Origin of the sequence: [Enterobacter] lignolyticus SCF1, from assembly GCF_000164865.1 — a bacterium.
Lineage (GTDB): Bacteria > Pseudomonadota > Gammaproteobacteria > Enterobacterales > Enterobacteriaceae > Enterobacter_B > Enterobacter_B lignolyticus.
The window spans coordinates 913,827-936,996 of sequence record NC_014618.1 but is presented as its reverse complement, the minus strand read 5'-3'; the positions used below and the strand labels follow the sequence as shown (position 1 = coordinate 936,996).

Here is a 23,170-nt window from a genome sequence, read left to right as displayed (position 1 = left end):
AAATACTTGTTATTCCGCCGAAAGTGGACAGCGGTAGACACGCGCAGCCAGCAGGCTGCTCCAAAGGAGCGAATAATAGCATAAGGTGACTACGGGTGATGCCGTGAAGATGTAAAAGATATGTATGCGCGTCATCCTTCAGGCTGCCTCTCCCCCGGAGAAGAAGAGAGGCGCACAACGCGCTAGCGGCCGCCGCGGATCAGGCCGCCAAGGCCGCGACGCTCCATAAAGGCGGCGACCTGATGGCGCACCTCGGCCGCAAGCTGGGATTCCAGGCTACGCTGCGCCAGAGTTTTCGCTTCGTCAAACTCGATGTTGCGCAGCAGATACTTCACACGCGCCACGGAGCGGCCGTTCATCGACAGGTGGCGGAAACCCAGGCCGATGAGCAGCGTGACGCACATAGGATCGCCCGCCATTTCGCCGCACAGCCGCAGATCGATGCCGTAGCGCTCGGCGTCGAGCGCAATCATTGACAGCGCGCGCAGTATTGCCGGGTGCAGGCTGTCGTAGATGCTGGCAACGCGGGTGTTGTTGCGATCGACCGCCAGAATGTACTGCGTCAGGTCGTTCGTCCCGACCGAGATAAAATCCACGCGATTCGCCAGGTGCGGCATCATGAACACCATCGACGGTACTTCGAGCATAATACCGATGCGCGGTTTCGGGATCGCGTAACCGATCATCTCCTCCACTTCGCGTCCGGCGCGCTCGATAAGCCGCCGCGCTTCGTCGACCTCCTCAATGCTGGTCACCATCGGCAGCAGGATGCTGAGGTTGCCGGTGGCCGCGTTAGCGCGCAGCATCGCCCTGACCTGGATCAGAAAGATCTCCGGCTGATCGAGAGTAATACGGATGCCGCGCCAGCCGAGACACGGGTTCTCCTCGCTTATCGGCATATACGGCAGCTGCTTGTCGGCGCCCACGTCAAGAGTACGCAGCGTTACCGGCTTGTCGTTGAACATCTGCAGCATGCCCTGGTACTGCGCGACCTGCTCTTCTTCCGACGGGAAGCCGCTTTGCAGCATAAACGGGATTTCGGTGCGGTAGAGCCCGATACCGTCAATGCGGCTGCCGAGCTTCTCTTCATGCTCCGGGCTGAGGCCCGCGTTGAGCATCACCTTCACCCGCTCGCCGCTTTTCAGCTGCGCAGGCCGGTCGACGTCATCTTCCGCAATGCGGCTGAGCTCGTTTTCCTCGCTGATAAGGCGCTGATATTCCTGCAGCAAAACGGGTTCCGGGTCGACGAGCAGCTCGCCGCGATAGCCGTCCACCACCAGCATGCGGTTATGCAGCACCGCGGGCTGAATATCCGCGCCCATCACCGTCGGGATCCCCAGCGCCCGCACCATAATGGCGGCGTGGGAGTTTGCCGCGCCGTCGCGCACCACAACGCCGACCAGGCGGTCCTGCGGCACTTCGGCAAGCGTCGTTGCCGAGAGCTCGTCCGCCACCAGCACAAAGCGCTCCGGCCAGGCGTTTGGCCCCTGAATCGCGTCATCAAGGTGGAACAGCAGACGCTGGCCGAGGGTGCGCAGATCGCCCGCGCGCTCTTTCAGATACCCGTCGCTGAGCGCTGCGAACTGGGCGGCGAATTTTTCGACGATCGTTTTGACGGCCCATTCCGCGACCGAACCGTTATCTACCTCGGCGAACAGCTCTTTACGCAGACGGGCGTCCGACAGCAGGTGCGAGTAGAGGTCAAAGATAGCCGCCATCTCTTTCTGGGCGCCGGCGGCATAGCGTTTGCTGTAGCGGCGAAACTCGTTGGCCGCCTCCTCCAGCGCGCCGGTCAACCGTTCTCGCTCCAGCGCCGTATCCAGCGTGGAGGCCTGATAGACCTGCTCCATCAGCGGCAGGGTAGCGTCCATCCAGCCCGTAGCGATAGCCACCCCGGACGAAGCGGGCAGCGCACGGATGCGGGTCTGACGATACTGGCCGAAGAGCGCCGTCAGCTGCGACTGCGAAAGGATCGCCGCCATCTGCGTCGCCAGGGTTACCAGGAACGACTCTTCGCTTTCATCATACTGACGAAGCTCGCGCTGCTGGACGACCAGTACGCCCAGCAGCTGGCGGCGCTGAATAATCGGTACGCCGAGAAACGCGCGGTACTTTTCTTCTTTTACGGACGGGATGTATTTAAAGCTGGGGTGCTTTTGCGCGTCAGCAAGGTTGATCGGCTCGGCAAGGCGTCCCACCAGGCCAACGATACCTTCATCAAACGCAAGCGTAATCGTGCGGCCTCGCGGCTTTTTCAACCCGCGAGTCGCCATCAGGTAATAGCAGCGTCGGTCATGATCGGCAAGATATACCGAGCAGACCTCCGTCTCCATCGCCTGGCAGATATCTGTTACCAGAATATCTAACGCCTCGTTAACCCGAGGGGCGCTGGCGACCTTCTCGACAATCTCTCGCAACCGGGTGAGCATAATGTGCGTGGCTTAACCTCTTTTACGTCGCCAGGCAGGCGCGCTTTGCGGCTTGGGAGGGGCCTCCGTCAGCGACATCACGACACTTGCGAATTCTTTCATCACCCGACGGTAGACATCGCGTTTAAACGACACCACCTGACGTACCGGGTACCAGTAACTTACCCAGCGCCAGCCATCGAACTCCGGTGTGCTGCTGGTTTGCATGTTGATTTCGGCATCGCTGCTCATCAACTGCAACAGAAACCACTTCTGTTTTTGGCCGATACACACCGGCTTTGTGTCCCAACGCACCAAACGTTTTGGTAATTTATAACGCAACCAGTTGCGGGTAGAGGCAAGGATCCGCACATCTTTACGGCTTAACCCGACCTCTTCAAACAGTTCCCGATACATCGCCTGTTCAGCAGATTCGCCCGGGTTGATCCCGCCCTGGGGAAACTGCCAGGAGTGCTGGCCATATCGTCTGGCCCACATCACCTGGCCCTGACGGTTGCAGATTACAATTCCTACGTTTGGGCGGTAGCCATCGTCATCAATCACCGGACTACCTCAAAATAATCTTCAATGTGAATGATTGTTTCACACTCGCCGGAAACGGTAAACCACTCTGTTATGGCGATAACGCCGGATAACATTTGAATAACTCACAGTAATCATCAAAGTTATAAACAGCAGATCCGCTGCGCGGCCGATTTTATTCACTTTTTCTGTGGATAGAGTTGTGAAGAAGTACGGAATTAACGCGGGAAAACCTGGGGCAACATAAAACGCTTAGCCCTCGACGGGTAAAATAATGCGTTGTTATTCATGGCATTGTGCCGATTGATTTCATCAAATTGTCATATAACGTGATGATCATCACATGAGCGATCCTCTGACTGATGAAAGATCGAGCAACGCCGTTTTTATCCACAGATTGTGCCACTAACTTAGGCACTTTTTGTGTGAAAATTGGATTTTCGTCGCACGTCAAGGCTGTAAATGGAAACAGTAGTGGTCCTTTTTCACAGTTATCCCATTTTTCTGTGGATAACATGGTGTAAGATCCTGTTTATTGTCAGTGACCAGTTTTGGAAAACCTCTTTCACCGCTCAGCGAAGCGGCAGGGAAAAATAAAAAAACACTATAAAATCATAAAATTGCCCTTGTTATTCAGAAAGCGGTAAACTCTGTCCACAACGGGGAAAAACCCCGCTCATTTTTTCACCAAAGGTATCTTGCTATGTCGTCTATGACGCCACTTGCCCATCCGCCCCATTCCGAAGCGCAGCTTTTGGCCCAGGCTCAGCAGCTGGCGGGCCGTACGCTGGGCGAACTGGCCGCGATGGCGGGGCTGCCCATTCCGCGTGATTTAAAGCGCGATAAGGGCTGGATCGGCGTGCTGCTGGAGGTCTGGCTCGGCGCCAGCGCGGGCAGTAAACCGGAGCAGGATTTCGCCGCCCTGGGCGTGGAGCTGAAAACCATTCCGATTGACGGCGCAGGCCGTCCGCTGGAGACCACCTTTGTCTGCGTCGCGCCGCTGACCGGCAACACCGGCGTCTCATGGGAGACCAGCCACGTGCGCCATAAGCTCAGGCGAGTCCTGTGGATACCGGTGGAAGGCAGCCGGGATATTCCGCTGGCGCAGCGGCACGTCGGCGCCCCGCTGCTCTGGAGCCCAAACGAGGACGAAGAGCGTCAGCTGCGCATGGACTGGGAGGAGCTGATGGATCTTATCGTCCTTGGCGAGGTTGAGCGGGTCACCGCCCGCCACGGCGAAGTGCTGCAGCTGCGCCCGAAAGCCGCCAACAGCAAAGCGCTGACCGAAGCGGTCGGCGCGCACGGCGAGCCGATCCTCACCCTGCCGCGCGGTTTTTATCTGAAAAAGAACTTCACCGCCGCGCTGCTGGCGCGCCATTTCTTTTTAAAAACGTATTAGTTTTGTCGTGACTGTCAGGCAGGCATATAATGACGCCTTTGATTTTTTTGGCAGGACTTCACGATGTTATTTGCATGGGTAACCGATCCCAACGCCTGGATGGCGCTCGGAACGCTAACGATTCTGGAAATCGTTCTTGGGATTGATAATATTATTTTCCTCTCTCTGGTTGTCGCCAAACTCCCCACCGCGCAGCGCAATCACGCGCGTCGTCTGGGGCTGATGGCCGCGATGCTGATGCGGCTGGCGCTGCTGGCGTCGATCGCCTGGGTCGTCAGGCTGACCACTCCGCTGTTCACCGTCTTCGATCATGCGATCTCCGCGCGGGATCTCATCCTGCTGGCGGGGGGGCTGTTCCTTATCTGGAAAGCCAGTAAGGAGATCCACGAATCCATTGAAGGTGAGGAAGAGGGGCTAAAAACCCACGTTCACTCGTTTATGGGCGCGATCGTCCAGATCATGCTGCTGGATATTATCTTCAGCCTTGATTCGGTGATCACCGCCGTCGGGCTATCCGATCATCTGTTCATTATGATGGCCGCCGTGGTCATTGCGGTAGGCGTGATGATGTTCGCCGCCCGCCCCATCGGCGATTTCGTCGACCGTCATCCGTCGGTGAAGATGCTGGCGCTGGCGTTCCTGATCCTCGTCGGCTTTACGCTGATGCTGGAAAGCTTCGGCATCCATATTCCGAAGGGCTACATCTACTTCGCCATGTTCTTTTCAATCGCCGTGGAGAGCCTTAACCTGCTGCGAAACAAAAAGAACCCGCTGTGATCCCTTGTTTTAGCCCGTATTTGCGGGCTAATTCATACTTTTTAAGATTTTACTGCTTTTTAGTTACCGGACATCGGGTTATTACTAGACTTATAGAGGTTGCGGCCAGATGAGGACGATGACGATGACAAAATGGGCAGTACTGATTTCCGCAGTCGGTTTGGCATTTGCTGTTTCCGGCTGCAGCAGCGATTACGTGATGGCGACAAAAGACGGTCGTATGATCCTGACGGACGGAAAACCGGAAGTGGATGACGATACCGGTCTTATCAGCTACGAAGATCAGCAGGGCAATAAAATGCAGATCAACCGGGACGACGTATCCCAAATCATTAAGCGCTAAAAGAAAAGAGGTCAGCCTACCTGGCCTTTTCTCATTTTTTACTTCCGCTTTTTCTTCCCTTCTGCCATGTTTATATTCCTTTGTCAGGACCTCCCTGACGTTGTTGATAAAAAGGAAGCCGGCTATGCACTATCACCGTATCCCCCACAGCTCACTTGAAATCAGCACCCTTGGGCTTGGCACCATGACGTTTGGTGAACAAAACAGCGAAGCCGACGCCCACGCACAGCTCGATTACGCCGTCGCTCACGGCATTAACCTGATTGACGTTGCCGAGATGTACCCGGTGCCGCCGCGCCCGGAAACCCAGGGCCTGACCGAGACCTACGTCGGCAACTGGCTGGCCCGCCACGGCAGCCGCGAAAAGCTGGTGATCGCCTCGAAGATCAGCGGCCCGCCGCGCAACAACGACAGCGGCATTCGCCCGAACCAGGCGCTGGATCGCAAAAACATCCGCGAAGCGCTGCACGACAGCCTTAAGCGCCTGCAGACCGATTACCTCGATTTATACCAGGTGCACTGGCCGCAGCGCCCGACCAACTGCTTCGGCAAGCTCGGCTATCAGTGGACCGAAACGCAGCCGGTGATCACCCTGCTGGAAACGCTGGAGGCGCTGACGGAGTACCAGCGCGCCGGGAAGATTCGCTATATCGGCGTGTCGAATGAAACGGCCTTCGGCGTGATGCGCTACCTGCATCTGGCCGATAAGCACGATCTGCCGCGCATCGTGACTATCCAGAACCCCTACAGCCTGCTCAACCGCAGCTTTGAGGTCGGTCTTGCGGAGGTCAGCCAGTACGAAGGCGTTGAGCTGCTGGCCTACTCCTGCCTGGCGTTCGGCACCCTCACCGGTAAATACCTGAACGGCGCGAAGCCCCCCGCGGCGCGCAATACGCTGTTCAGCCGCTTTACCCGCTACAGCAGCGAGCAGTCGCAGAAAGCCGTGGCGGCGTATGTGGAGATCGCCAGACGGCACGGCCTAGATCCGGCGCAGATGGCGCTGGCGTTCGTCCGTCGTCAGCCGTTCGTGGCGAGCACCCTGTTAGGCGCCACCACGATGGAGCAGCTGAAAGCTAACGTCGAAAGCCTGCATCTTGAGCTGAACGAAGAGGTACTGGCGGAGATTGAAGCGGTGCATCAGGTCTATACCTACCCGGCACCGTAACCCACAGACTGCCCGGCAGGCACCGCCAGCCGGGCGCTGCGTTAATGACGCCGCCCCCAGATCCACAGCGCGACGATCGCCAGCGCGAACAGCGCGCCAAAGCCAATCCCGACGCCAACCACCGGCACGCCAACCTTAACCGCCAGCGAATAGAGCCCGAGCATGAAAAGCATCGCGCTGTTCTCACCCAGGTTTTGTACCGCAATCGCGTTGCCCGCGCCCACCGTATGCTTGCCGCGCTCCTGTAGCAGCGCGTTCAGCGGCACCACGAAGAAGCCGCCGAACATGCCGATGAGCAGCAGCAGCGCATAGGCAGGCAGCAGCGCCTGCTGCAGCGAGAACACGACCACCGCCACGCCGATGAGCACACCGGCGGGCATGCAGCGCGCGACGGTCTCCAGGGTGACCAGCTTTGCCGCCGCCCCTGCGCCGACCACAATCCCAACCGCCACCATCGCGTTCAGGTAGGTCGGCGTGGCGTTGTCGGTGATGCCGAGCGCCACCGGCACCCACAGCACCAGCAGAAAACGCAGCGTAACGCCCGCCCCCCAGAACATGCTGGTCCCCACCAGCGAAAAGCGGGTTTCGCGGTTGCGCCACAGCGCACGGGTGGCGAAAAAGAAGCTGTGGGTCATGGCGTTAAACCGCCAGGACTGCCCCGGGCGCGCCGCTGGCAGGCGGGTAATAAACAGGTTCGCCGCCACCGCGCCCGCGTACACCAGCGCGCAGGCGCCGAGCGCCGCCAGCACGTGCCAGTCGGCAAGAATACCGCCCGCCACTGAACCCAGCAGGATCGCGGCGATGGTGGAGGATTCCATCAGGCCGTTGGCTTTCACCAGCTTATCGCCGGTGGTCAACTCGCCCAGAATGCCGTACTTCGCCGGCGAGTAAGCCGCCGCGCCAACGCCCACCAGCGTGTAGCCGATAAACGGGTTCACCCCCACGCAGATGCCGGCCGCGCCGATAAGCTTCAGGCTGTTGGCGACCATCATCACCCTTCCTTTCGGAAAGCTATCGGCGAACTGCCCGACAAACGGCGCAAACAGGATATAGGCGCCGACGAACACCATCTGCAAAATCGGCTGGCTCCAGTCCGGGTAGAACTGCTGTTTCATTAACGCAAGCGTCGCGAACAGCAGCGCGTTATCGCCGAATGCCGACAAAAACTGGGCGCAGATGACCGCCGCCATACCTCTTGACCACAGCGCAGTGCTAGCCTGAACGGACTCACGCATTATGTTGTTCCATCTGAATCGACCATGCCCTTAAGGGTGACAAAATCCGGTTTCCCGCTGCCCAGCACCGGCAGCTGTTTGAGGAGACGGATGTCGCGCGGCACGGCCAGTTCCGGCACGCCGGTTGAGCGAGCCTGCAGCAGCAGCTTATCGCGCGTCATCTCAGTATCGGTGGTAAACAGCACCAGCGCCTCGCCTTTGCTGGCATCCTGTTTAACAACGGTCGCGTGCAGCTTATCCGCACAGACCGCCATCGCCAGCTGCTCGACCATCTCCAGCGACACCATTTCACCGGCAATCTTGGCGAAGCGCTTGGCGCGCCCCTGGATCTGCACAAAGCCCTGCTCATCAAAGGTGACGATATCCCCGGTGTCGTACCAGCCGGTTTCCAGCTCGCCGTTGACGTTTTCCGCCGTCGGCGCTTCCAGTACGCCCGGCGCCTCAACGCGCAGATAGCCGTTCATCACGTTCGGCCCCTTAAGCTGCAAACGACCGCCCTGTTCGATGCCCGGCACCGCCAGCAGGCGTGCGTCCATCCCCGGCAGGATCCGTCCAACGGTGCCCGGCTTCGCCGCCATCGGCACGTTGATGGACACCACCGGCGCGCACTCGGTGACGCCGTAGCCTTCCAGAATGCGCAGGCCGAACTTGTCCTGCCAGAGCTGCTTCGTGCTCTCCTGCAGCTTCTCCGCGCCCGCCACCACGTAGCGCACCTTGTAAAAATCATACGGGTTGGCGAAGCGCGCGTAGTGGCTGAGGAATGTCGATGTGCCGAAAAGAACGGTGCAGTTGCGGTCATACACCAGCTCTGGCACGATGCGGTAATGCAGCGGGCTTGGGTAGAGGAACACCTCCGCGCCGGTCAGGAGCGGCGTAAACAGCCCGACGGTCAGACCAAACGAATGGAACAGCGGCAGCGCCGACATAAAGCGGTCGCGGGCGGTAAAATCAGCGATGGTTTTGATCTGCTCAACGTTGGCCAGGAGGCTTTTATGGCTGTGCACCACGCCTTTTGGGTTGCCTTCAGAACCCGAGGTGAACAGCACCATCGCCGGGTCTTCCGGGCTCTGCGGCACCTGGGCGAGGCGCGGCATCAGCAGGCGGCTGAAAATCCACAGCTTATCGCGCCCCGTCACATCGCCTTTCAGATCTTCGAGGAACACCCAGCGCACCTGGGTAAGCTGCTCCGGCAGGTGCCAGAGCTTGCCTTTCTCAAGGAAGGTGCGGGAGGTAAAAATCGTGTTGAGCTGGGCGGCGGTGATGGCGCTGCTGAGCCCCTTCACGCCAGCGGTATAGTTCATCATCGCCGGGATACGTCCGCGGGCGATGGCGCCGAAAATCACCGCGGCGCTAATTCCGGCGTTGGGCAGCATCAGGCCGATTTTCTCGCCCCTGACGCTGTATTTTTCCAGAATACGCGCCACAAACAGGGTTTTGGTCAGCAGCTTACGGTAGCTGTCCGGCTGAAAGTTGATATCCTCCACGCACAGTTTTTTTGCGCCAAAGCGGGACTGCGCCGCCAGCAGCGACTCGTAAAGCGTCTCGCGCGGGCGGACCGCCATCCGCGCTTCCATCATTATCTGATGCAGCATTTCACCGGCAATTTTGCGGCGATCGCGGGCGCGCGGCGCGTCCGGCATTGAAATCGACGTCGGCGGCAAAAGATGCAGCTGAATGCGCGGGAACAGGCGGCGTTTGACCAGCCCTTTCAGACGGCTCGAGAAGGTCAGCTCGGCGCCTTCGATACGCAGCGGCACGATTGTCGCCTGAGACTTTGCCGCTACGAATGCCGCGCCGTCGTAGATCTTCATCAGCGAACCGGTCACGGAGATGCGCCCTTCGGGGAAAATGACCACCGGACGCCCCTGCTCTATCAGCCGCACCAGATGTTTAATCGACATCGGCTTGCTGGGATCGAGCGGGACAAAATCAATCAGCGGCGCCAGCAGGCGCATAAACCATTTCTGGCTGATGGAGGAGTACACCGCAAACACCGGGCGTACGGGCAAAAACAGCGCCACCAGGATGCCGTCGATAAACGACACGTGGTTCGGGGTGATCAACACTTTTTGCTGCCAGAGCGCATCCGTGTTTCCGGTTAAACGAACCCGGAACATCATCCTGAAAAGCCATCGAAAAAGCCCAAAAAGCATAACAACTCCATTTGCCAGAGAAGGATTTTTTGCAGGGTACACGAGAAGCTGGCGTAAGAGCAGTGCAGGAGCGGGATTTTGGGCAAAAAAAACCTGCGCATCTGCGCAGGTCGGTGTAAGAGAAGAAGTACGAAAACCGCACTTAAGAATCTCACCAATCAATACCTCTGGGACGTCCAGATTATCAATGTGGCTGATGACTCCTCCAGCGAACATTCGCAACAGCCCTTCGCAAAGTGTAACCAAAGATTTGGATTCACCGCTTTCATTCTTAATTACGCTACCCGCCGGAGTGTAACCCTTACACCGCCGCTATTGCCTGCATCACATTTGTCCGCGTAATCCGGGGCTTCGCCTTGAATACCCCCGCGTTTTCCGTAACACTGTAGCGGTGTAAACGTTTTCCCTCTAAGAAGGCACGATATGGCGACAATAAAGGATGTAGCCCGGCTGGCAGGTGTTTCGGTCGCCACGGTCTCGCGCGTCATCAACGAATCCCCGAAAGCCAGTGATGCCTCACGCCAGGCCGTGTTTAGCGCCATGGAGACGCTAAACTACCACCCTAACGCCAACGCCCGCGCGCTGGCGCAGCAGTCGACGGACACCATTGGCCTCGTCGTCGGCGACGTGTCGGATCCTTTTTTCGGCGCGATGGTCAAAGCGGTCGAGCAGGTGTCCTACCACACCGGCAATTTTTTGCTGATCGGCAACGGCTACCACAACGAAAAGAAAGAACGGCAGGCGATCGAACAGCTGATCCGCCACCGCTGCGCCGCGCTCGTCGTACACGCCAAGATGATCCCGGATGGCGATCTCGCCTCGCTGATGAAGCAGATCCCCGGCATGGTGCTGATCAACCGCATTCTGCCCGGCTATGAACAGCGCTGCATCGCGCTGGACGATCGCTACGGCGCCTGGCTTGCGACACGGCACCTGATTCAGCAGGGCCATACCCGAATCGGCTACCTTTGCTCTAACCACGCGATTTCGGATGCCGAAGATCGCCTGCGCGGCTATTACGACGCCCTCAAAGAGAGCGGCTTGCCCTGCAACGAGCGGCTGGTGACCTTCGGCGAACCGGATGAGAGCGGCGGCGAACAGGCGATGACTGAACTGCTCGGGCGCGGCCGCCATTTTACCGCCGTGGCCTGCTATAACGATTCGATGGCCGCGGGCGCCATGGGCGTACTGAACGATAACGGTATCGACGTCCCGGGCGAGATCTCGCTGATTGGCTTCGATGACGTACTGGTATCGCGCTACGTGCGCCCGCGCTTAACGACCGTACGCTACCCTATCGTCACGATGGCGACGCAGGCGGCCGAGCTGGCCCTGGCGCTGGCGGAAAAACGCCCGGCGCCGGAAATTACCCATGTTTTCAACCCAACCCTGGTGCGGCGCCATTCCGTCAGCGCGCCGGTTGAGCATCAGAGCGCGTAGCGATAGAGGTGAACGTTGGTGGCGGGAGACTCAATGCCGTCGCCGACGTACTGCCAGCCGAAGCGTTCATAAAAGTTGCGGCAGGCCGAATAGAGATGCAGGTCCTTAAACCCCTTTGCGCGAGCGTAGCCTATGACATGCTCCTGCAGCATGCCCGCCAGCCCCTGTCCCCGGGCCGATTCATCCACATACAGCGCCGCCATCCACGGAAAAAGATCCTGACGGCTTAGCAGATCGCAGCGCCACAGGCCAACCGTGGCGAGCGGGGTATCCGCGTCGGTGAGCACAAAGGTCAGCGGCAGCGCGTCTGGCGTCTGGCTGTGTTCAACAATGCTGGCGAAGAGCTCACGCGGCTGCGCGACGCCGCCGAAAGCCTGCCATAGCCAGTCAGTCACCTGCCGGGCATGATGTGGCACATCGTAAAGCGGCTGGATTTTCACGTCTGTTTCTCCCGGGAAATACGCTCTTCACGTGGCAATAACGCGGCCGAAGAGCAAAGCCGCGCCATAGTAGCAAAAATTGCCCCGCCGGGGCGATGCGGCGCCCGTCAGGGCATTTTTTGCCCATCCGTCGGCGCCGCGCAGTAAAAAGCGTGATCGCGATGGTTATTTGCGGCGTCCGCAGGCGATATGCCCCGGAATGACTGTGATAAAATGCTCTCCATCTCGTAGCACAGGAATACACAATGGCAACGATGCTGGATGTCTCACTGCGCGCAGGCGTCTCCAAAGCGACCGTCTCTCGCGTACTGAACGGCACAGGTCAGGTGAAGGAAAGCACCCGACAGCAGGTATTCCAGGCCATGGAAGAGCTGGGGTATCGCCCGAATTTTCTGGCGCGCTCGCTGGCCAACCGGACCAGCAACAGCATTGGCCTGGTCGTCTCCACCTTTGACGGTTTTTACTTCGGCCGTCTGCTGCAGCAGGCCTCCCGCCAGACGGAAACCCACGGCAAACAGCTGATTGTCACCGACGGCCACGACACGCCGGAGCGTGAGGAGCAGGCGGTGCAAATGCTGGCAGACCGTCAGTGCGACGCCATTGTGCTATACACCCGCTTTATGAGCGAAAAGGCGATCCTCAGGCTCATCGACGCCATCGCCATGCCGCTGGTGGTTATTAACCGCGACGTTGTGCAGGCCCGCGACCGCTGCATCTTCTTCGAGCAGCAGGATGCGGCGTTTCAGGCCGTTGACTACCTCATCTCCCAGGGACACCGCGACATCGCCTGCATCACCGTGCCAATCCACACGCCGACCGGCAAAGCGCGCCTGCAAGGTTACCGCCGCGCGCTGGAGAAACACGGCATCGCCTGGGACCCGGCAAAGGTCAAATACGGCGACGCCGGAATGAGCCGCGGCTATGAGCTGTGCCACCAGCTGCTGGAAGAAAAGGTGCGCTTCAGCGCGCTGTTTGCCTGTAACGACGACATGGCGCTCGGGGCGTCAAAAGCGCTGCACCAGGCCGGGCTGCGCATTCCGCAGGATATCTCGCTGTTCGGCTTTGACGATGCGCCCAGCGCGAAGTGGCTGGAGCCGGGTCTGTCCACGGTCTATCTGCCTATCGACAACATGATAACCACCGCCATCGATCAGGCCATTAAGCTCGCCAGCGGGCAGCCTATCGAAGCGCTGCCGCCCTTCACCGGCACCCTGGTGCTGCGGGAATCGGTCACCACCGGCCCCTGGTTTCAGCAAAGCTCCAGCGCCAGCAGCTCCTGAATAGTCTGGCGACGGCGAATCAGCCGCGCGCTGCCGTTGTCGTACAGCACTTCAGGCAGCAGCGGGCGGCTGTTGTAGTTTGAGGACATCGAGGCGCCGTACGCGCCGGTGTCGTGCAGCACCAGATAGTCGCCTGGCGCCACCTGCGGCAGCGCGCGCGTCTCCACCTTTCCCCCTTCCTGCTGGGTAAACACATCACCGGATTCGCACAGCGGCCCGGCCACTACCGTCTCGACAAGCGGCGCCAGGGTTAGATCACGGCCATCCGCCGCCAGCGCGGTGATATGGTGATAGCTACCGTACATCGCCGGTCGCATCAGGTCGTTAAACCCGGCGTCAATCAACACGAAATGGCGGCTGCCCATCTGCTTCACGCTGCGCACCTGCGACACCAGTACGCCCGCCTCGGCCACCAGAAAACGGCCCGGCTCAATCTCCAGCTTCACCGGATGCCCCAGATGGCGGGCAATCTGCTCGCGCGCCGCGTTCCACAGGCCATAGTAGTGATCGGTGTCGATCGCCTCTTCGCCCTCGCGGTACGGAATCGACAAACCACCGCCCGCGGAAATCGCCTGCAGATCCTGGCCGAAGTCGATAACCTGGCGCACCATGGCCCCGCATACCTGCTCAAGATGGCCGTAATCCACCCCGGAACCGATGTGCATATGGATGCCGATAAGGTTCAGCCCGTAACGCTGAATCACCGCCAGCGCCGCCGGAAGGTCGCTGTACCAGATGCCGTGCTTGCTGTTTTCGCCGCCGGTATTGGTCTTCTGACTGTGACCGTGGCCAAACCCCGGATTCACCCGCAGCCAGACCGGGTGGCCCGGCGACACGGCGCCGAGCTGGGCCAGCATATCGACGGAGCCGGCGTTAACCGGAATGCGCAGTTCGCTAACCCGGGCGATGGTCGCCTCGTCAATCACGTCGGCGGTAAACACGATATCGTCGGGGTGGGTCTGCGGCGCGTACCCGGCCGCCAGCGCCCGCTCGATCTCCCCGAGCGAAACAGAATCCACCTTCACGCCCTGCTCGCGCATCAGTCGCAGAATATGAATATTTGAACACGCCTTTTGCGCGAAGCGCACCACGTCGAACCGGCCAAGCTGCGCTATCTGGCGGCGAATAATCTGCGCGTCATAAACCCAGACCGGGCAGCCGAACTCGGCGGGCAGGCGCAGCAGATTCTCTGCGGTCAGATCGGTATCGGTGCTGTTCAGGGGGCGTGGCATGGCGTACTCCGGCGTTATCAGGATTTTTCCTGATTACGCCACAGCCGGAAGAGAATAAAAAATATCGCTTTATCGAGACTCTATGCAAAAATGATATGGATTACCGGAATAAAGGAGCCGCCATGCCCGCCGTCAACCTGCGCCATATCGAAATCTTCCACGCGGTGATGACCACCGGCAACCTGACGGAAGCCGCCCAGATGCTGCATACCTCGCAGCCGACGGTCAGCCGCGAGCTGGCGCGTTTTGAGAAAGTGCTGGGGCTGACGCTGTTCGAACGCAGCCGCGGGCGGCTGCACCCGACGGTTCAGGGGCTGCGCCTGTTTGAAGAGGTCCAGCGCTCCTGGTACGGGCTGGACCGCATCGTCAGCGCCGCCGAAAGCCTGCGCGACTTCCGTCAGGGAGAGCTGTCGGTAGCCTGCCTGCCGGTCTTTTCGCAGTCCTTCCTTCCGGCGCTGCTACACCCCTTTTTGCAGCGCTATCCCGACGTCAGCCTGCAGATTGTGCCCCAGGAGTCTCCGCTGCTTGAGGAGTGGCTTTCCGCCCAGCGTCACGATTTAGGCATCACGGAGACCCTGCACGCCCCGGCGGGCACCGAGCGCACGCCGCTGCTGACGCTAAACGAGGTGTGCGTGCTGCCGGCGAACCACCCGCTGGCCGCTAACGCGGTGCTGACGCCGGAGGATTTTCAGGGCGAGAACTACATCAGCCTGTCGCGTACCGACAGCTACCGGCAGCTGCTCGATAACCTGTTCAGCGAGCGCCAGGTAAAGCGACGGATGGTGGTGGAAACCCACAGCGCCGCCTCCATTTGCGCGATGGCGCGCGCCGGGGTGGGGGTGTCGGTCGTCAACCCGCTGACGGCGCTGGACTATATCGACAGCGGCATCGCGGTGCGGCGCTTTAGCGTGGACGTCCCCTTCACCGTAAGCCTGGTGCGCCCGCTGCACCGCCCCGGCTCGGCGCTGGTGGACGCTTTTGTCGCGCACCTGCAGTCGAGCCTGGACCGCCTCGTCGCGCCGCTGGACGCGGTGCTCAACGCGGTCAGGAAAGCATAAACTCCACCGCGTCGCTGGCGTGCAGCGCGGCGGTGTCGAAGACCGGCACCGGACAGCGCTCTGCCGGCACCAGCAGGCCGATTTCGGTACAGCCGAAAATGACCCCTTCCGCGCCCTGCGCCACCAGCCGGTCGATCGCCTGCAGATAGTCGCGTCTGGAGGCTTCGCTGAACTGCCCCTGGCACAGCTCGTCAAAGATAATCTGGTTAAGCTTCGCGCGATCGTCGGCTTCGGGGATCAGGGTCGTCAGCGAAAACTGCCGTTCAAGACGCCCGCGATAGAAATCCTGCTCCATGGTGTAGCGGGTGCCCAGCAGCGCCACATTGCGAATTCCCTGCCTGGCAATCGCGCGCCCGGTGGCGTCGGCAATATGCAAAAACGGCACCCGGCAGCGGGATTCAATCTGCTGCGCCACCTTGTGCATCGTGTTAGTGCACAGCACAATCCCCTCGGCGCCGATGCGCTCGAGCCCGGCGGCGGCCTCCGCCAGTATCTGCCCGGCTTTCTCCCACTCCCCGGCGGACTGGCAGGCCTCTATCTCATGAAAGTCGACGCTGTGCAGCAGCAGCGGCGCGGAGTGCAGCCCGCCCAGACGCTGCCTGACGCCTTCGTTGATCAACCGATAATAAGGAAGCGTGGATTCCCAACTCATGCCGCCCAGTAACCCGATGGTTTTCATGCCCGATCCTCTGCCGTGATGGTGTCTGACAGTGAAACAGAGTTGCGGCAAACTTTCCACTCGCCGCCCATAAACAAAACCCCCGCCGACAGGCAGGGGCTTATCTTTAGCGACACAACGGGGCGAATTACCGCGCCAGCCAGCCGCCATCCACGGCAATGGTATAGCCGTTGATGTAATCGGACGCGCTGGAGGCAAGGAATACCACCGGTCCCATCAGGTCATCCGGCAGGCCCCAGCGCCCGGCCGGGATGCGGTCGAGAATTTCCGCGCTGCGCTGCTCGTCGGCGCGCAGCTGCTGGGTATTGTTGGTCGCCATATAGCCCGGCGCGATGGCGTTCACGTTGATATTGTGCTTCGCCCATTCGTTCGCCAGCAGGCGGGTGACGCCCATAACGCCGCTTTTCGAGGCGGTGTAGGACGGGACGCGGATCCCGCCCTGGAAGGAGAGCATCGACGCGATGTTGATGATTTTGCCGCCGTTGCCCTGCGCAATGAAATGCTTCGCCGCCGCCTGGGACATAAAGAACACGCTCTTGATGTTCAGGTTCATGACGTCGTCCCAGTCTTTTTCGCTGAACTCAATGGCGTCCTGGCGGCGAATCAGACCGGCGTTGTTGACCAGAATATCGATGTGACCGAACTCCGCTACCGCGCGCTCGAGCAGCGCCGGGATCCCGTCAATCTGGCGGAGATCGGCGGTCAGGCTCAGAAAACGACGCCCCAGGGCGGTGACGCGTTCAATGGTTTCCGTCGGCTCAACAATGTTAATGCCGACGATATCGCAGCCCGCTTGCGCCAGGCCAAGCGCCATTCCCTGCCCCAGGCCGGTGTCGCAACCGGTCACAACGGCAACTTTGCCAGCCAGAGAGAATGTATCAAGAATCATAATGGTTCCTTACCCTTTCAAGCCTGTTCTCGACAGGCGTAACTATAGTGGTTTACCGGCAACTAGCGCAGATCGCGCACCGCAACATGGTCCATATCATCGAAGACCTGGTTCTCGCCAACCATGCCCCAGATAAAGGTGTAGGCGCGGGTGCCTACGCCGGAGTGAATCGACCAGCTCGGAGAGATGACCGCCTGTTCGTTATGCATCACGATATGGCGCGTTTCCTGCGGTTGTCCCATCATGTGGAACACGCAGGCGTCGTCATCCATATTGAAGTAGAAATAGACCTCCATCCGGCGCTCATGGGTATGGCACGGCATGGTGTTCCACAGGTTGCCCGGCGCCAGCTCCGTCAGCCCCATGCTGAGCTGGCAGGTTTCCAGCACGTCGGGAACGAAATATTTATTGATGGTGCGGCGGTTGCTGGTGAGGTTATCGCCAAGCGTGACCGGCGCGACGTCGGCAGGCGTCACTTTTTTCGTCGGGTATGCGGTATGCGCCGGGGCGCAGTTGTAGTAGAACTTCGCCGGCTTCGCGCTATCAATGCTGGCGAACACCACCTCTTTGGCGCCTTTCCCCACGTACAGCGCATCGCGGTGGCCAATTTCAAAGCACTGCCCGTCCACGGTGATGGTACCCGGTCCGCCGATATTGATAACGCCCAGCTCGCGACGCTCAAGGAAATAGCTGACGCCCAGCTGTTTACCGACTTCACCACCCACCGACACGGTACGCTGAACCGGCATAATGCCGCCCACGATAATGCGATCGATATGGCTGTACACCATGGTGTACTCATCGGCGGTAAAGACCTGCTCAACTAAAAATTCGTTACGCAGCCCCTGGGTATCCAGGGTTTTAGCATGCGCGCTGTGAATACTTTGTCTGACGTCCACGATAACCTCCGGGAATGTAGTTTTCGGGTGTTCGAAATGCTGTTTCGTTTTCCGTTGTGGTCATCTTATCCCTCTGCGATCGGCTTTTCAATTATAAATAAAACGATATTTCATTTTTTATGTTTATTAATAGCAAAAATGCCATACCGATCACGAACATCCGTACAGCAATCCGATTCAGCATTAAAAATAAACATTTAAAACAGAGAGTTGAGATGGCCCGACAAACTGATGCGCAATGCGGAAAAAGCGGCTGAAAAACGAAGAGCGGCCGTTATCGGCTGGGAATGCAGGAGGGTTACAGGGGCGTTTAGCGAAATGCGCCCGTCGTCACATGAAGTGAAACAGCGTTTTGATACGGTAATCGATGTTTCTGTAACTGGCCTTGCCCTTCACCCGAAGGGCTTTTTTTAGCGCTATTCACGCTCCACGGCGAGCGCAACGCCCTGCCCGCCGCCGATGCACAGCGTCGCCAGCCCCTTGCGGGCATCGCGCTTTATCATCTCATGCACCAGCGAAACCAGGATGCGGCAGCCGGAAGCGCCGATGGGGTGTCCGAGCGCAATGGCGCCGCCGTTCACGTTGACCCGCCGTTCGTCCCACTCCAGCACTTTGCCAACGGAGATAGCCTGCGCGGCGAAAGCCTCGTTGGCTTCAATCAGGTCTACCTCGTCAAGATGCCAGCCCACCCGCTCCAGGCAGCGGCGGGTTGCGTAGACTGGCGCAATGCCCATCAGCGCCGGATCGACGCCAACGCTGGCAAAGGCGCGAATGCGCGCCAGGATCGGCAGGTTCAGCGCCAGCGCTTTTGATTCGCTCATCATCATCACCGCCGCCGCGCCGTCGTTAATGGAAGAGGCATTCCCCGCGGTCACGGAACCGGCGCTTTCAAACGCAGGCGACAGGCTCGCCAGCCCTTCCGCGCTGGCGTCGGTACGCGGCTGCTCGTCGGTATCGACAATCCGGGTGACGCCGTTTTTTTGCACGTTGACGACCGGAACGATTTCATCGCGAAAGCGCCCGGAGTCAATCGCTCTGCGCGCTTTCTGCTGCGAGCTGAGCGCCCAGGCATCCTGACGCTCGCGGCTGATGCCGTACTCCCGGGCCAGGTTTTCCGCAGTGACGCCCATGTGATAGTCGTTGAAGGCATCCCACAGCCCGTCGTGGACGAGGCTGTCGATAAGCTGGCTGTTGCCAAGACGCGCTCCGGTGCGGCTGTCGGTCAGCACGTGCGGCGCGCGGCTCATGTTCTCCTGACCGCCGGCGATCACCACATCCGCCTCCCCGCACTGGATAGCCTGGGTCGCCAGATGCAGCGCCTTCAGGCCCGAGCCGCAGACGTCGTTGATGGTGATAGCCGATACGGTGTTAGGCAAACCGCCCTTGATGGCCGACTGACGGGCCGGGTTTTGCCCGGCGCCCGCCGTTAGCACCTGGCCGAGGATCACTTCGTCTACGCTGTGGGGATCAATCCCTGTTCTCTCGACCAGCGCCCGCACAACCAGACAGCCTAATTCCACGGCGGTAAAGCCGGACAATGCGCCCTGGAAGCAACCGATGGGAGTGCGAACCGCACCTACGATAACGACGTCTTTCATCTCGACCTCAGCGTAAATAAACACCGCTATAGTAGCGGCATTGTTATCAACAATTATCGCAATTGTTTAAAAAAGTGAGAGTTATCACAAAGCCTGTTCATCGTTTGCACGGCCTCGTTATTCCCTTCCGCGGCGGGAAATGCAAACCGATCCCCCGAACCACCGCAAAATATGGTAAATTCGCCCTCTTTTTTGAGATTTCACGGTGTAAAAAATTAAGTAATGTCGAAAATATGGTCAAAAGACGACACTCTCTGGAGTTTCGCCTTATATGGTACTGCGGTAGGGGCTGGCACCCTGTTCCTGCCAATTCAGTTAGGCTCCGCCGGAGCGATGGTGCTTATCATTACCGCGCTGGTGGCGTGGCCGCTCACCTACTGGCCGCACCGGGCGCTGTGCCAGTTTATTCTGTCGTCGAATACCCCGGCAGGAGTCGGCATCACCGGCGCGGTCAGCCACTACTATGGCAAGAAAATCGGCAGTCTGATTACCGCGCTGTACTTCATCGCCTTCTTCGTGGTGGTGCTTATCTACGCGGTCGCCATTACCAACTCGCTGACGGAGCAGCTGGCAAAACAGATGACGGTAACGACCGGCGTCAGGATGCTGGTTAGCCTCGCGGTGGTGCTGGTGCTCAACCTGATCTTCTTGATGGGGCGTCACGTCACGCTGAAGGTCATGGGTTTTCTGGTCTTTCCGCTGATTGCCTACTTCCTGTTTTTATCGCTGTATCTGACGGGCAGCTGGCAGCCGTCGCTGTTTTCCGGCGAACAGCTGAACCTGACACCGCATACGCTACACCAGGTCTGGCTCTCTATCCCTGTGATGGTTTTCGCTTTTAGCCATACGCCGATTATCTCCACCTTCGCCATCGACCGGCGGGAGAAGTTTGGCGATCGGGCCATGGATAAATGCAAAAAAATTATGCGGGTAGCCTATCTCGTCATCTGCCTGAGCGTGCTGTTCTTCGTGTTCAGCTGCCTGCTGGCGATCCCGGAGGGTTATATCACCTCGGCGAAAGAAGAAGGCGTCACCATTCTTTCCGCGCTGGCAATGATGCCCGCCGCGCCGCAGTGGCTGGCGGTATCAGGAATTATCGTGGCGATTGTGGCGATGTCGAAATCGTTTCTCGGCACCTATTTCGGCGTGATTGAGGGCGCCAGCGAAATGGTCAAAGCAGGGCTGCACCAGGTGGGCGTCCATAAGAGCCGCGCGTTTAACCGGGCCATGTCAATTATGCTGGTGTCGGTGGTCACTTTCGCCGTCTGCTGCATTAACCCTAACGCCATCTCGATGATTTACGCCATCAGCGGACCGCTTATCGCCATGATCCTGTTTATCATGCCGACGCTCTCTACGTACCTGATCCCGGCGCTAAAACCGTATCGCTCCATCGGCAGCCTGATTACGCTTATCGTCGGCCTGCTTTGCGTGTCGGTGATGTTCTTCGGTTGACTCTTGTGTGCGGCAGGTTCTCTGCCGCACATTCCGACAACGTTTGTCACACCCTGGCCTTAGAACGGGTTTACACTTATTCGGTTAGTCAGCCTATGAGATGAGGAAACCGTTATGTCCAGTGTTAAACAGTCCGGCCGCTACACGCTCGGTGAACGCGAGGTCTATCGTCTTGGCTACGGCGCGATGCAGCTAGCCGGTCCCGGCGTGTTTGGCCCGCCTAAAGATCCGCAAATGGCCGTAAAGGTGCTTCAGGCGGTGGTCGAGGCAGGCGTCAACCATATTGATACCTCTGACTTCTACGGCCCGCACGTCACCAACCAGCTCATCCGTAAAGCGCTGCACCCCTATTCCGATAACCTGACCATCGTGACGAAAGTCAGCGCCCGCCGCGACGAGCAGGGCAACTGGCTGCCGGCGATGTCGGCGCCGGAGCTGACGCAGGCCGTTGAAGATAACCTGCGCAATCTGGGATTAGAGGCGCTTGACGTCGTTAACCTGCGCAGCATGTTCAGCACCCACGGCCCGGCGGAAGGCTCGCTGGAAGAGCCGCTGACCACGCTTATCAAACTCAAAGAACGCGGGCTTATTCGTCATATCGGCCTGAGCAACGTAACGCCCAAACAGGTTGAAGACGGGCTGAAGATGACCCCTGTCGCCTGCGTGCAAAACTTTTATAACGTGGCCAACCGTCAGGATGACCCGCTGATTGATGCGCTGGCGGCGCAAAATATTCCCTATGTGCCGTTCTTCCCGCTCGGCGGTTTCACGCCTTTGCAGTCGCAGGATTTAAACGACGTTGCGGCGCGCCTGGGAGCGACGCCCATGCAGGTGGCACTGGCCTGGCTGTTACAGCGTTCGCCCAATATTTTGCTGATCCCCGGCACCTCATCGCTTAACCATTTGCAGGAAAACCTGGCGGCAGCCTCGCTGACGCTGCCTGCCGATGCGGTCAAGGCATTGAATACTATCCCGCAGGCGCTGGAGTAACCTGGCAATGAAACATCCGCAATCCCCCTTGCGGATGTTTTTTCTGGTTAAAAACAGGAAATTTTTCGCTACCAGGCGAAACTAAAAGAACTGGCGCGTTTATTTTTTCGCCAGCCCGAAGTATGGGTGGTATGGGGGATTTGCCATGAAACGTTTAAAGAAGTGCCTTTGTTATCTGACCGGGGCCGTCATACTTAGCTTTTCCGCGCTGGCAATGACGGCGGAAGCCGCCCTTCAGGTAGGCGAACAAGCCCCGAATTTCACCCTGCGTGGCGCCATTGACGGTAAGCCAATGACCTTTTCCCTCCAGCAAGCGCTGCAGGAAGGACCGGTTGTGCTCTACTTCTTCCCCGCGGCGTTCACCCGAGGCTGCACCATTGAGGCCAACGAGTTTGCCAATGCTGCTGATGATTTCAAACGGCTGGGGGCAACCGTCATTGGCGTGACGGCGGGAAATATCGACCAGGTCGGGGAGTTTTCAAAACAGGAGTGCCGCGACAAATTCGCCGTCGCCGCCGACCCTGACGCCAAAGTGGCCGCCGAATACCAGACGCTAATGGAGCTAAAAGGAGCGACCGTCTCAGGCCGTACCTCGTTTGTCATTGCGCCTGACGGCAAGATCCTCTTGAGCTACACGGATAACGATCCCAGCAGCCATATCCAAAAAGCGCTGGATGCGGTGAAGCGCTACACGCAGCCGCATTTATAATCCGTCACGGCCATGCCGGGGTAAAAACGGTAGAAAGCAGTATTATCGCGGCGATAACACCGCACAGCAGTAGTATGCCCAGCATGATTTCAAATGAGTATCTGCGCATTTGATAACACCTCTGAAAAAAATAATGCCCGGTAATTACCGGGCATCAGAGTTAGCTGGCGCCATTTAGCGCGTCCGGTTACGCGGCTGGTTTAGCGGCCGGTTTAGCGCTGTGATGCTTAGTGGACTTGTGATGTTTTTTCGCAGACTGGGCTTTTTGCGCCGGGGCTGCTGCTTTGTGATGTTTTTTATGATGCTTAACGGTGGTCGGCGCCTTAGCAGCCGCGGCCGCTGGTGCTGCTGCGGTCGGTGCCGCTGCAGGTGCTGTAGTGGTGGTACCGGCTGCGAAAGCGGCAGAAGACAGTCCCATAGTGGCAGCGATCATCAGGGCTAATACTTTTTTCATGGCAACATCCTCAGTTTCTTTTTT

21 protein-coding genes and 1 pseudogene are annotated in these 23,170 nt (G+C 59.0%); 10 read left to right on the top strand and 12 right to left on the bottom strand.

Annotated elements, in window-relative coordinates:
* Positions 1-182 precede the first annotated feature (182 nt).
* The 3 genes from ptsP to ENTCL_RS23570 form a co-directional block, all read right to left on the bottom strand.
* Positions 183-2,429 (bottom strand): phosphoenolpyruvate--protein phosphotransferase, encoded by a 2,247-nt coding sequence (gene ptsP, locus ENTCL_RS04490; RefSeq protein WP_013364925.1) that lies wholly within the window; start codon positions 2,427-2,429, stop codon positions 183-185.
* A 12-nt stretch (positions 2,430-2,441) separates the two neighbouring features.
* Positions 2,442-2,972 carry an RNA pyrophosphohydrolase gene (gene rppH / locus ENTCL_RS04485; protein WP_013364924.1) on the bottom strand — a complete coding sequence of 177 codons (531 nt, stop codon included), beginning with the start codon at positions 2,970-2,972 and terminating at the stop codon, positions 2,442-2,444.
* A 265-nt stretch (positions 2,973-3,237) separates the two neighbouring features.
* Positions 3,238-3,468, bottom strand: a complete 231-nt coding sequence (locus ENTCL_RS23570) for a hypothetical protein (RefSeq protein WP_013364922.1) — start codon at positions 3,466-3,468, stop codon at positions 3,238-3,240.
* Between the two features lie 186 nt (positions 3,469-3,654).
* Between ENTCL_RS23570 and mutH the strand changes: the two genes are divergently transcribed.
* From mutH to ENTCL_RS04460, 4 genes are all read left to right on the top strand, one after another.
* The gene (gene mutH / locus ENTCL_RS04475; protein WP_013364921.1) at positions 3,655-4,350 is read left to right on the top strand and encodes a DNA mismatch repair endonuclease MutH; all 696 of its coding nucleotides are present in this window, start codon (positions 3,655-3,657) and stop codon (positions 4,348-4,350) included.
* A 63-nt stretch (positions 4,351-4,413) separates the two neighbouring features.
* Positions 4,414-5,127, top strand: a complete 714-nt coding sequence (locus ENTCL_RS04470) for a TerC family protein (protein WP_013364920.1) — start codon at positions 4,414-4,416, stop codon at positions 5,125-5,127.
* Between the two features lie 124 nt (positions 5,128-5,251).
* A complete protein-coding gene (locus ENTCL_RS04465; RefSeq protein WP_035893968.1) occupies positions 5,252-5,470 on the top strand; it encodes a YgdI/YgdR family lipoprotein in 219 nt (72 codons plus the stop codon).
* A gap of 124 nt (positions 5,471-5,594) precedes the next feature.
* Positions 5,595-6,635 carry an NADP(H)-dependent aldo-keto reductase gene (locus ENTCL_RS04460; RefSeq protein WP_013364918.1) on the top strand — a complete coding sequence of 347 codons (1,041 nt, stop codon included), beginning with the start codon at positions 5,595-5,597 and terminating at the stop codon, positions 6,633-6,635.
* A gap of 41 nt (positions 6,636-6,676) precedes the next feature.
* On the opposite strand, the gene lplT is transcribed toward ENTCL_RS04460, so the two are convergent.
* On the bottom strand, positions 6,677-7,870 hold the full coding sequence (lplT, locus tag ENTCL_RS04455; RefSeq protein WP_013364917.1) for a lysophospholipid transporter LplT: 1,194 nt from the start codon (positions 7,868-7,870) through the stop codon (positions 6,677-6,679).
* Entirely contained in the window at positions 7,870-10,023 is a 2,154-nt protein-coding gene (aas, locus tag ENTCL_RS04450) for a bifunctional acyl-ACP--phospholipid O-acyltransferase/long-chain-fatty-acid--ACP ligase (RefSeq protein WP_013364916.1), read from the bottom strand. The genes lplT and aas overlap by 1 nt, the downstream gene beginning before the upstream one ends.
* Before the next feature lie 423 nt (positions 10,024-10,446).
* Between aas and galR the strand changes: the two genes are divergently transcribed.
* Entirely contained in the window at positions 10,447-11,463 is a 1,017-nt protein-coding gene (gene galR / locus ENTCL_RS04445) for an HTH-type transcriptional regulator GalR (protein WP_013364915.1), read from the top strand.
* Here the strand turns inward: galR and ENTCL_RS04440 are convergent.
* Positions 11,451-11,903 carry a GNAT family N-acetyltransferase gene (locus tag ENTCL_RS04440; protein ID WP_013364914.1) on the bottom strand — a complete coding sequence of 151 codons (453 nt, stop codon included), beginning with the start codon at positions 11,901-11,903 and terminating at the stop codon, positions 11,451-11,453. The genes galR and ENTCL_RS04440 overlap by 13 nt on opposite strands.
* A 245-nt stretch (positions 11,904-12,148) precedes the next feature.
* Here ENTCL_RS04440 and ENTCL_RS04435 point away from each other — a divergent pair, with 245 nt between their 5' ends.
* On the top strand, positions 12,149-13,183 hold the full coding sequence (locus ENTCL_RS04435) for a LacI family DNA-binding transcriptional regulator (protein ID WP_013364913.1): 1,035 nt from the start codon (positions 12,149-12,151) through the stop codon (positions 13,181-13,183).
* Here ENTCL_RS04435 and lysA read toward each other — a convergent pair.
* Positions 13,153-14,415 carry a diaminopimelate decarboxylase gene (lysA, locus tag ENTCL_RS04430; RefSeq protein ID WP_013364912.1) on the bottom strand — a complete coding sequence of 421 codons (1,263 nt, stop codon included), beginning with the start codon at positions 14,413-14,415 and terminating at the stop codon, positions 13,153-13,155. The two genes, ENTCL_RS04435 and lysA, sit on opposite strands and share 31 nt — an antisense overlap.
* Positions 14,416-14,537: 122 nt before the next feature.
* Here lysA and ENTCL_RS04425 point away from each other — a divergent pair, with 122 nt between their 5' ends.
* The gene (locus ENTCL_RS04425) at positions 14,538-15,473 is read left to right on the top strand and encodes a LysR family transcriptional regulator (RefSeq protein WP_013364911.1); all 936 of its coding nucleotides are present in this window, start codon (positions 14,538-14,540) and stop codon (positions 15,471-15,473) included.
* Here ENTCL_RS04425 and ENTCL_RS04420 read toward each other — a convergent pair.
* The 4 genes from ENTCL_RS04420 to ENTCL_RS04405 all read right to left on the bottom strand — a co-directional run bounded on the left by ENTCL_RS04420 (position 15,460) and on the right by ENTCL_RS04405 (position 19,538).
* On the bottom strand, positions 15,460-16,152 hold the full coding sequence (locus tag ENTCL_RS04420; RefSeq protein WP_013364910.1) for an aspartate/glutamate racemase: 693 nt from the start codon (positions 16,150-16,152) through the stop codon (positions 15,460-15,462). The genes ENTCL_RS04425 and ENTCL_RS04420 overlap by 14 nt on opposite strands.
* A gap of 127 nt (positions 16,153-16,279) precedes the next feature.
* Positions 16,280-17,041 (bottom strand): 2-dehydro-3-deoxy-D-gluconate 5-dehydrogenase KduD, encoded by a 762-nt coding sequence (kduD, locus tag ENTCL_RS04415; protein WP_013364909.1) that lies wholly within the window; start codon positions 17,039-17,041, stop codon positions 16,280-16,282.
* A 62-nt stretch (positions 17,042-17,103) separates the two neighbouring features.
* The gene (gene kduI, locus ENTCL_RS04410; RefSeq protein WP_013364908.1) at positions 17,104-17,940 is read right to left on the bottom strand and encodes a 5-dehydro-4-deoxy-D-glucuronate isomerase; all 837 of its coding nucleotides are present in this window, start codon (positions 17,938-17,940) and stop codon (positions 17,104-17,106) included.
* A 416-nt stretch (positions 17,941-18,356) separates the two neighbouring features.
* Positions 18,357-19,538: an acetyl-CoA C-acetyltransferase gene (locus tag ENTCL_RS04405; RefSeq protein WP_013364907.1), complete on the bottom strand. Its 1,182-nt coding sequence runs from the start codon at positions 19,536-19,538 to the stop codon at positions 18,357-18,359.
* A gap of 222 nt (positions 19,539-19,760) precedes the next feature.
* Between ENTCL_RS04405 and ENTCL_RS04400 the strand changes: the two genes are divergently transcribed.
* The 3 genes from ENTCL_RS04400 (at position 19,761) to ENTCL_RS04390 (ending at position 22,692) form a co-directional block, all read left to right on the top strand.
* Positions 19,761-20,993 (top strand): amino acid permease, encoded by a 1,233-nt coding sequence (locus tag ENTCL_RS04400; protein ID WP_013364906.1) that lies wholly within the window; start codon positions 19,761-19,763, stop codon positions 20,991-20,993.
* A 114-nt stretch (positions 20,994-21,107) separates the two neighbouring features.
* Positions 21,108-21,983: an aldo/keto reductase family oxidoreductase gene (locus tag ENTCL_RS04395; protein WP_013364905.1), complete on the top strand. Its 876-nt coding sequence runs from the start codon at positions 21,108-21,110 to the stop codon at positions 21,981-21,983.
* A gap of 145 nt (positions 21,984-22,128) precedes the next feature.
* Positions 22,129-22,692, top strand: coding sequence for a peroxiredoxin (locus ENTCL_RS04390; protein WP_013364904.1), 564 nt, complete (start codon positions 22,129-22,131; stop codon positions 22,690-22,692).
* Positions 22,693-22,897: 205 nt separating this feature from the next.
* Here the strand turns inward: ENTCL_RS04390 and asr are convergent.
* Positions 22,898-23,146 (bottom strand): annotated as a pseudogene (gene asr / locus ENTCL_RS04385) (acid resistance repetitive basic protein Asr); the annotation flags it as partial.
* Between the last annotated feature and the right edge of the window lie 24 nt (positions 23,147-23,170).

Coding starts and splice junctions, on each gene's coding strand:
- ptsP (WP_013364925.1), bottom strand. CDS start 2,429: ATGCTCACCCGGTTGCGAGAGATTGTCGAGAAGGTCGCCAGCGCCCCT.
- ENTCL_RS23570 (WP_013364922.1), bottom strand. CDS start 3,468: ATGTTATCCACAGAAAAATGGGATAACTGTGAAAAAGGACCACTACTG.
- mutH (WP_013364921.1), top strand. CDS start 3,655: ATGTCGTCTATGACGCCACTTGCCCATCCGCCCCATTCCGAAGCGCAG.
- ENTCL_RS04470 (WP_013364920.1), top strand. CDS start 4,414: ATGTTATTTGCATGGGTAACCGATCCCAACGCCTGGATGGCGCTCGGA.
- ENTCL_RS04465 (WP_035893968.1), top strand. CDS start 5,252: ATGACAAAATGGGCAGTACTGATTTCCGCAGTCGGTTTGGCATTTGCT.
- ENTCL_RS04460 (WP_013364918.1), top strand. CDS start 5,595: ATGCACTATCACCGTATCCCCCACAGCTCACTTGAAATCAGCACCCTT.
- lplT (WP_013364917.1), bottom strand. CDS start 7,870: ATGCGTGAGTCCGTTCAGGCTAGCACTGCGCTGTGGTCAAGAGGTATG.
- aas (WP_013364916.1), bottom strand. CDS start 10,023: ATGCTTTTTGGGCTTTTTCGATGGCTTTTCAGGATGATGTTCCGGGTT.
- galR (WP_013364915.1), top strand. CDS start 10,447: ATGGCGACAATAAAGGATGTAGCCCGGCTGGCAGGTGTTTCGGTCGCC.
- ENTCL_RS04435 (WP_013364913.1), top strand. CDS start 12,149: ATGGCAACGATGCTGGATGTCTCACTGCGCGCAGGCGTCTCCAAAGCG.
- lysA (WP_013364912.1), bottom strand. CDS start 14,415: ATGCCACGCCCCCTGAACAGCACCGATACCGATCTGACCGCAGAGAAT.
- ENTCL_RS04425 (WP_013364911.1), top strand. CDS start 14,538: ATGCCCGCCGTCAACCTGCGCCATATCGAAATCTTCCACGCGGTGATG.
- ENTCL_RS04420 (WP_013364910.1), bottom strand. CDS start 16,152: ATGAAAACCATCGGGTTACTGGGCGGCATGAGTTGGGAATCCACGCTT.
- kduD (WP_013364909.1), bottom strand. CDS start 17,041: ATGATTCTTGATACATTCTCTCTGGCTGGCAAAGTTGCCGTTGTGACC.
- ENTCL_RS04405 (WP_013364907.1), bottom strand. CDS start 19,538: ATGAAAGACGTCGTTATCGTAGGTGCGGTTCGCACTCCCATCGGTTGC.
- ENTCL_RS04400 (WP_013364906.1), top strand. CDS start 19,761: ATGTCGAAAATATGGTCAAAAGACGACACTCTCTGGAGTTTCGCCTTA.
- ENTCL_RS04395 (WP_013364905.1), top strand. CDS start 21,108: ATGTCCAGTGTTAAACAGTCCGGCCGCTACACGCTCGGTGAACGCGAG.
- ENTCL_RS04390 (WP_013364904.1), top strand. CDS start 22,129: ATGAAACGTTTAAAGAAGTGCCTTTGTTATCTGACCGGGGCCGTCATA.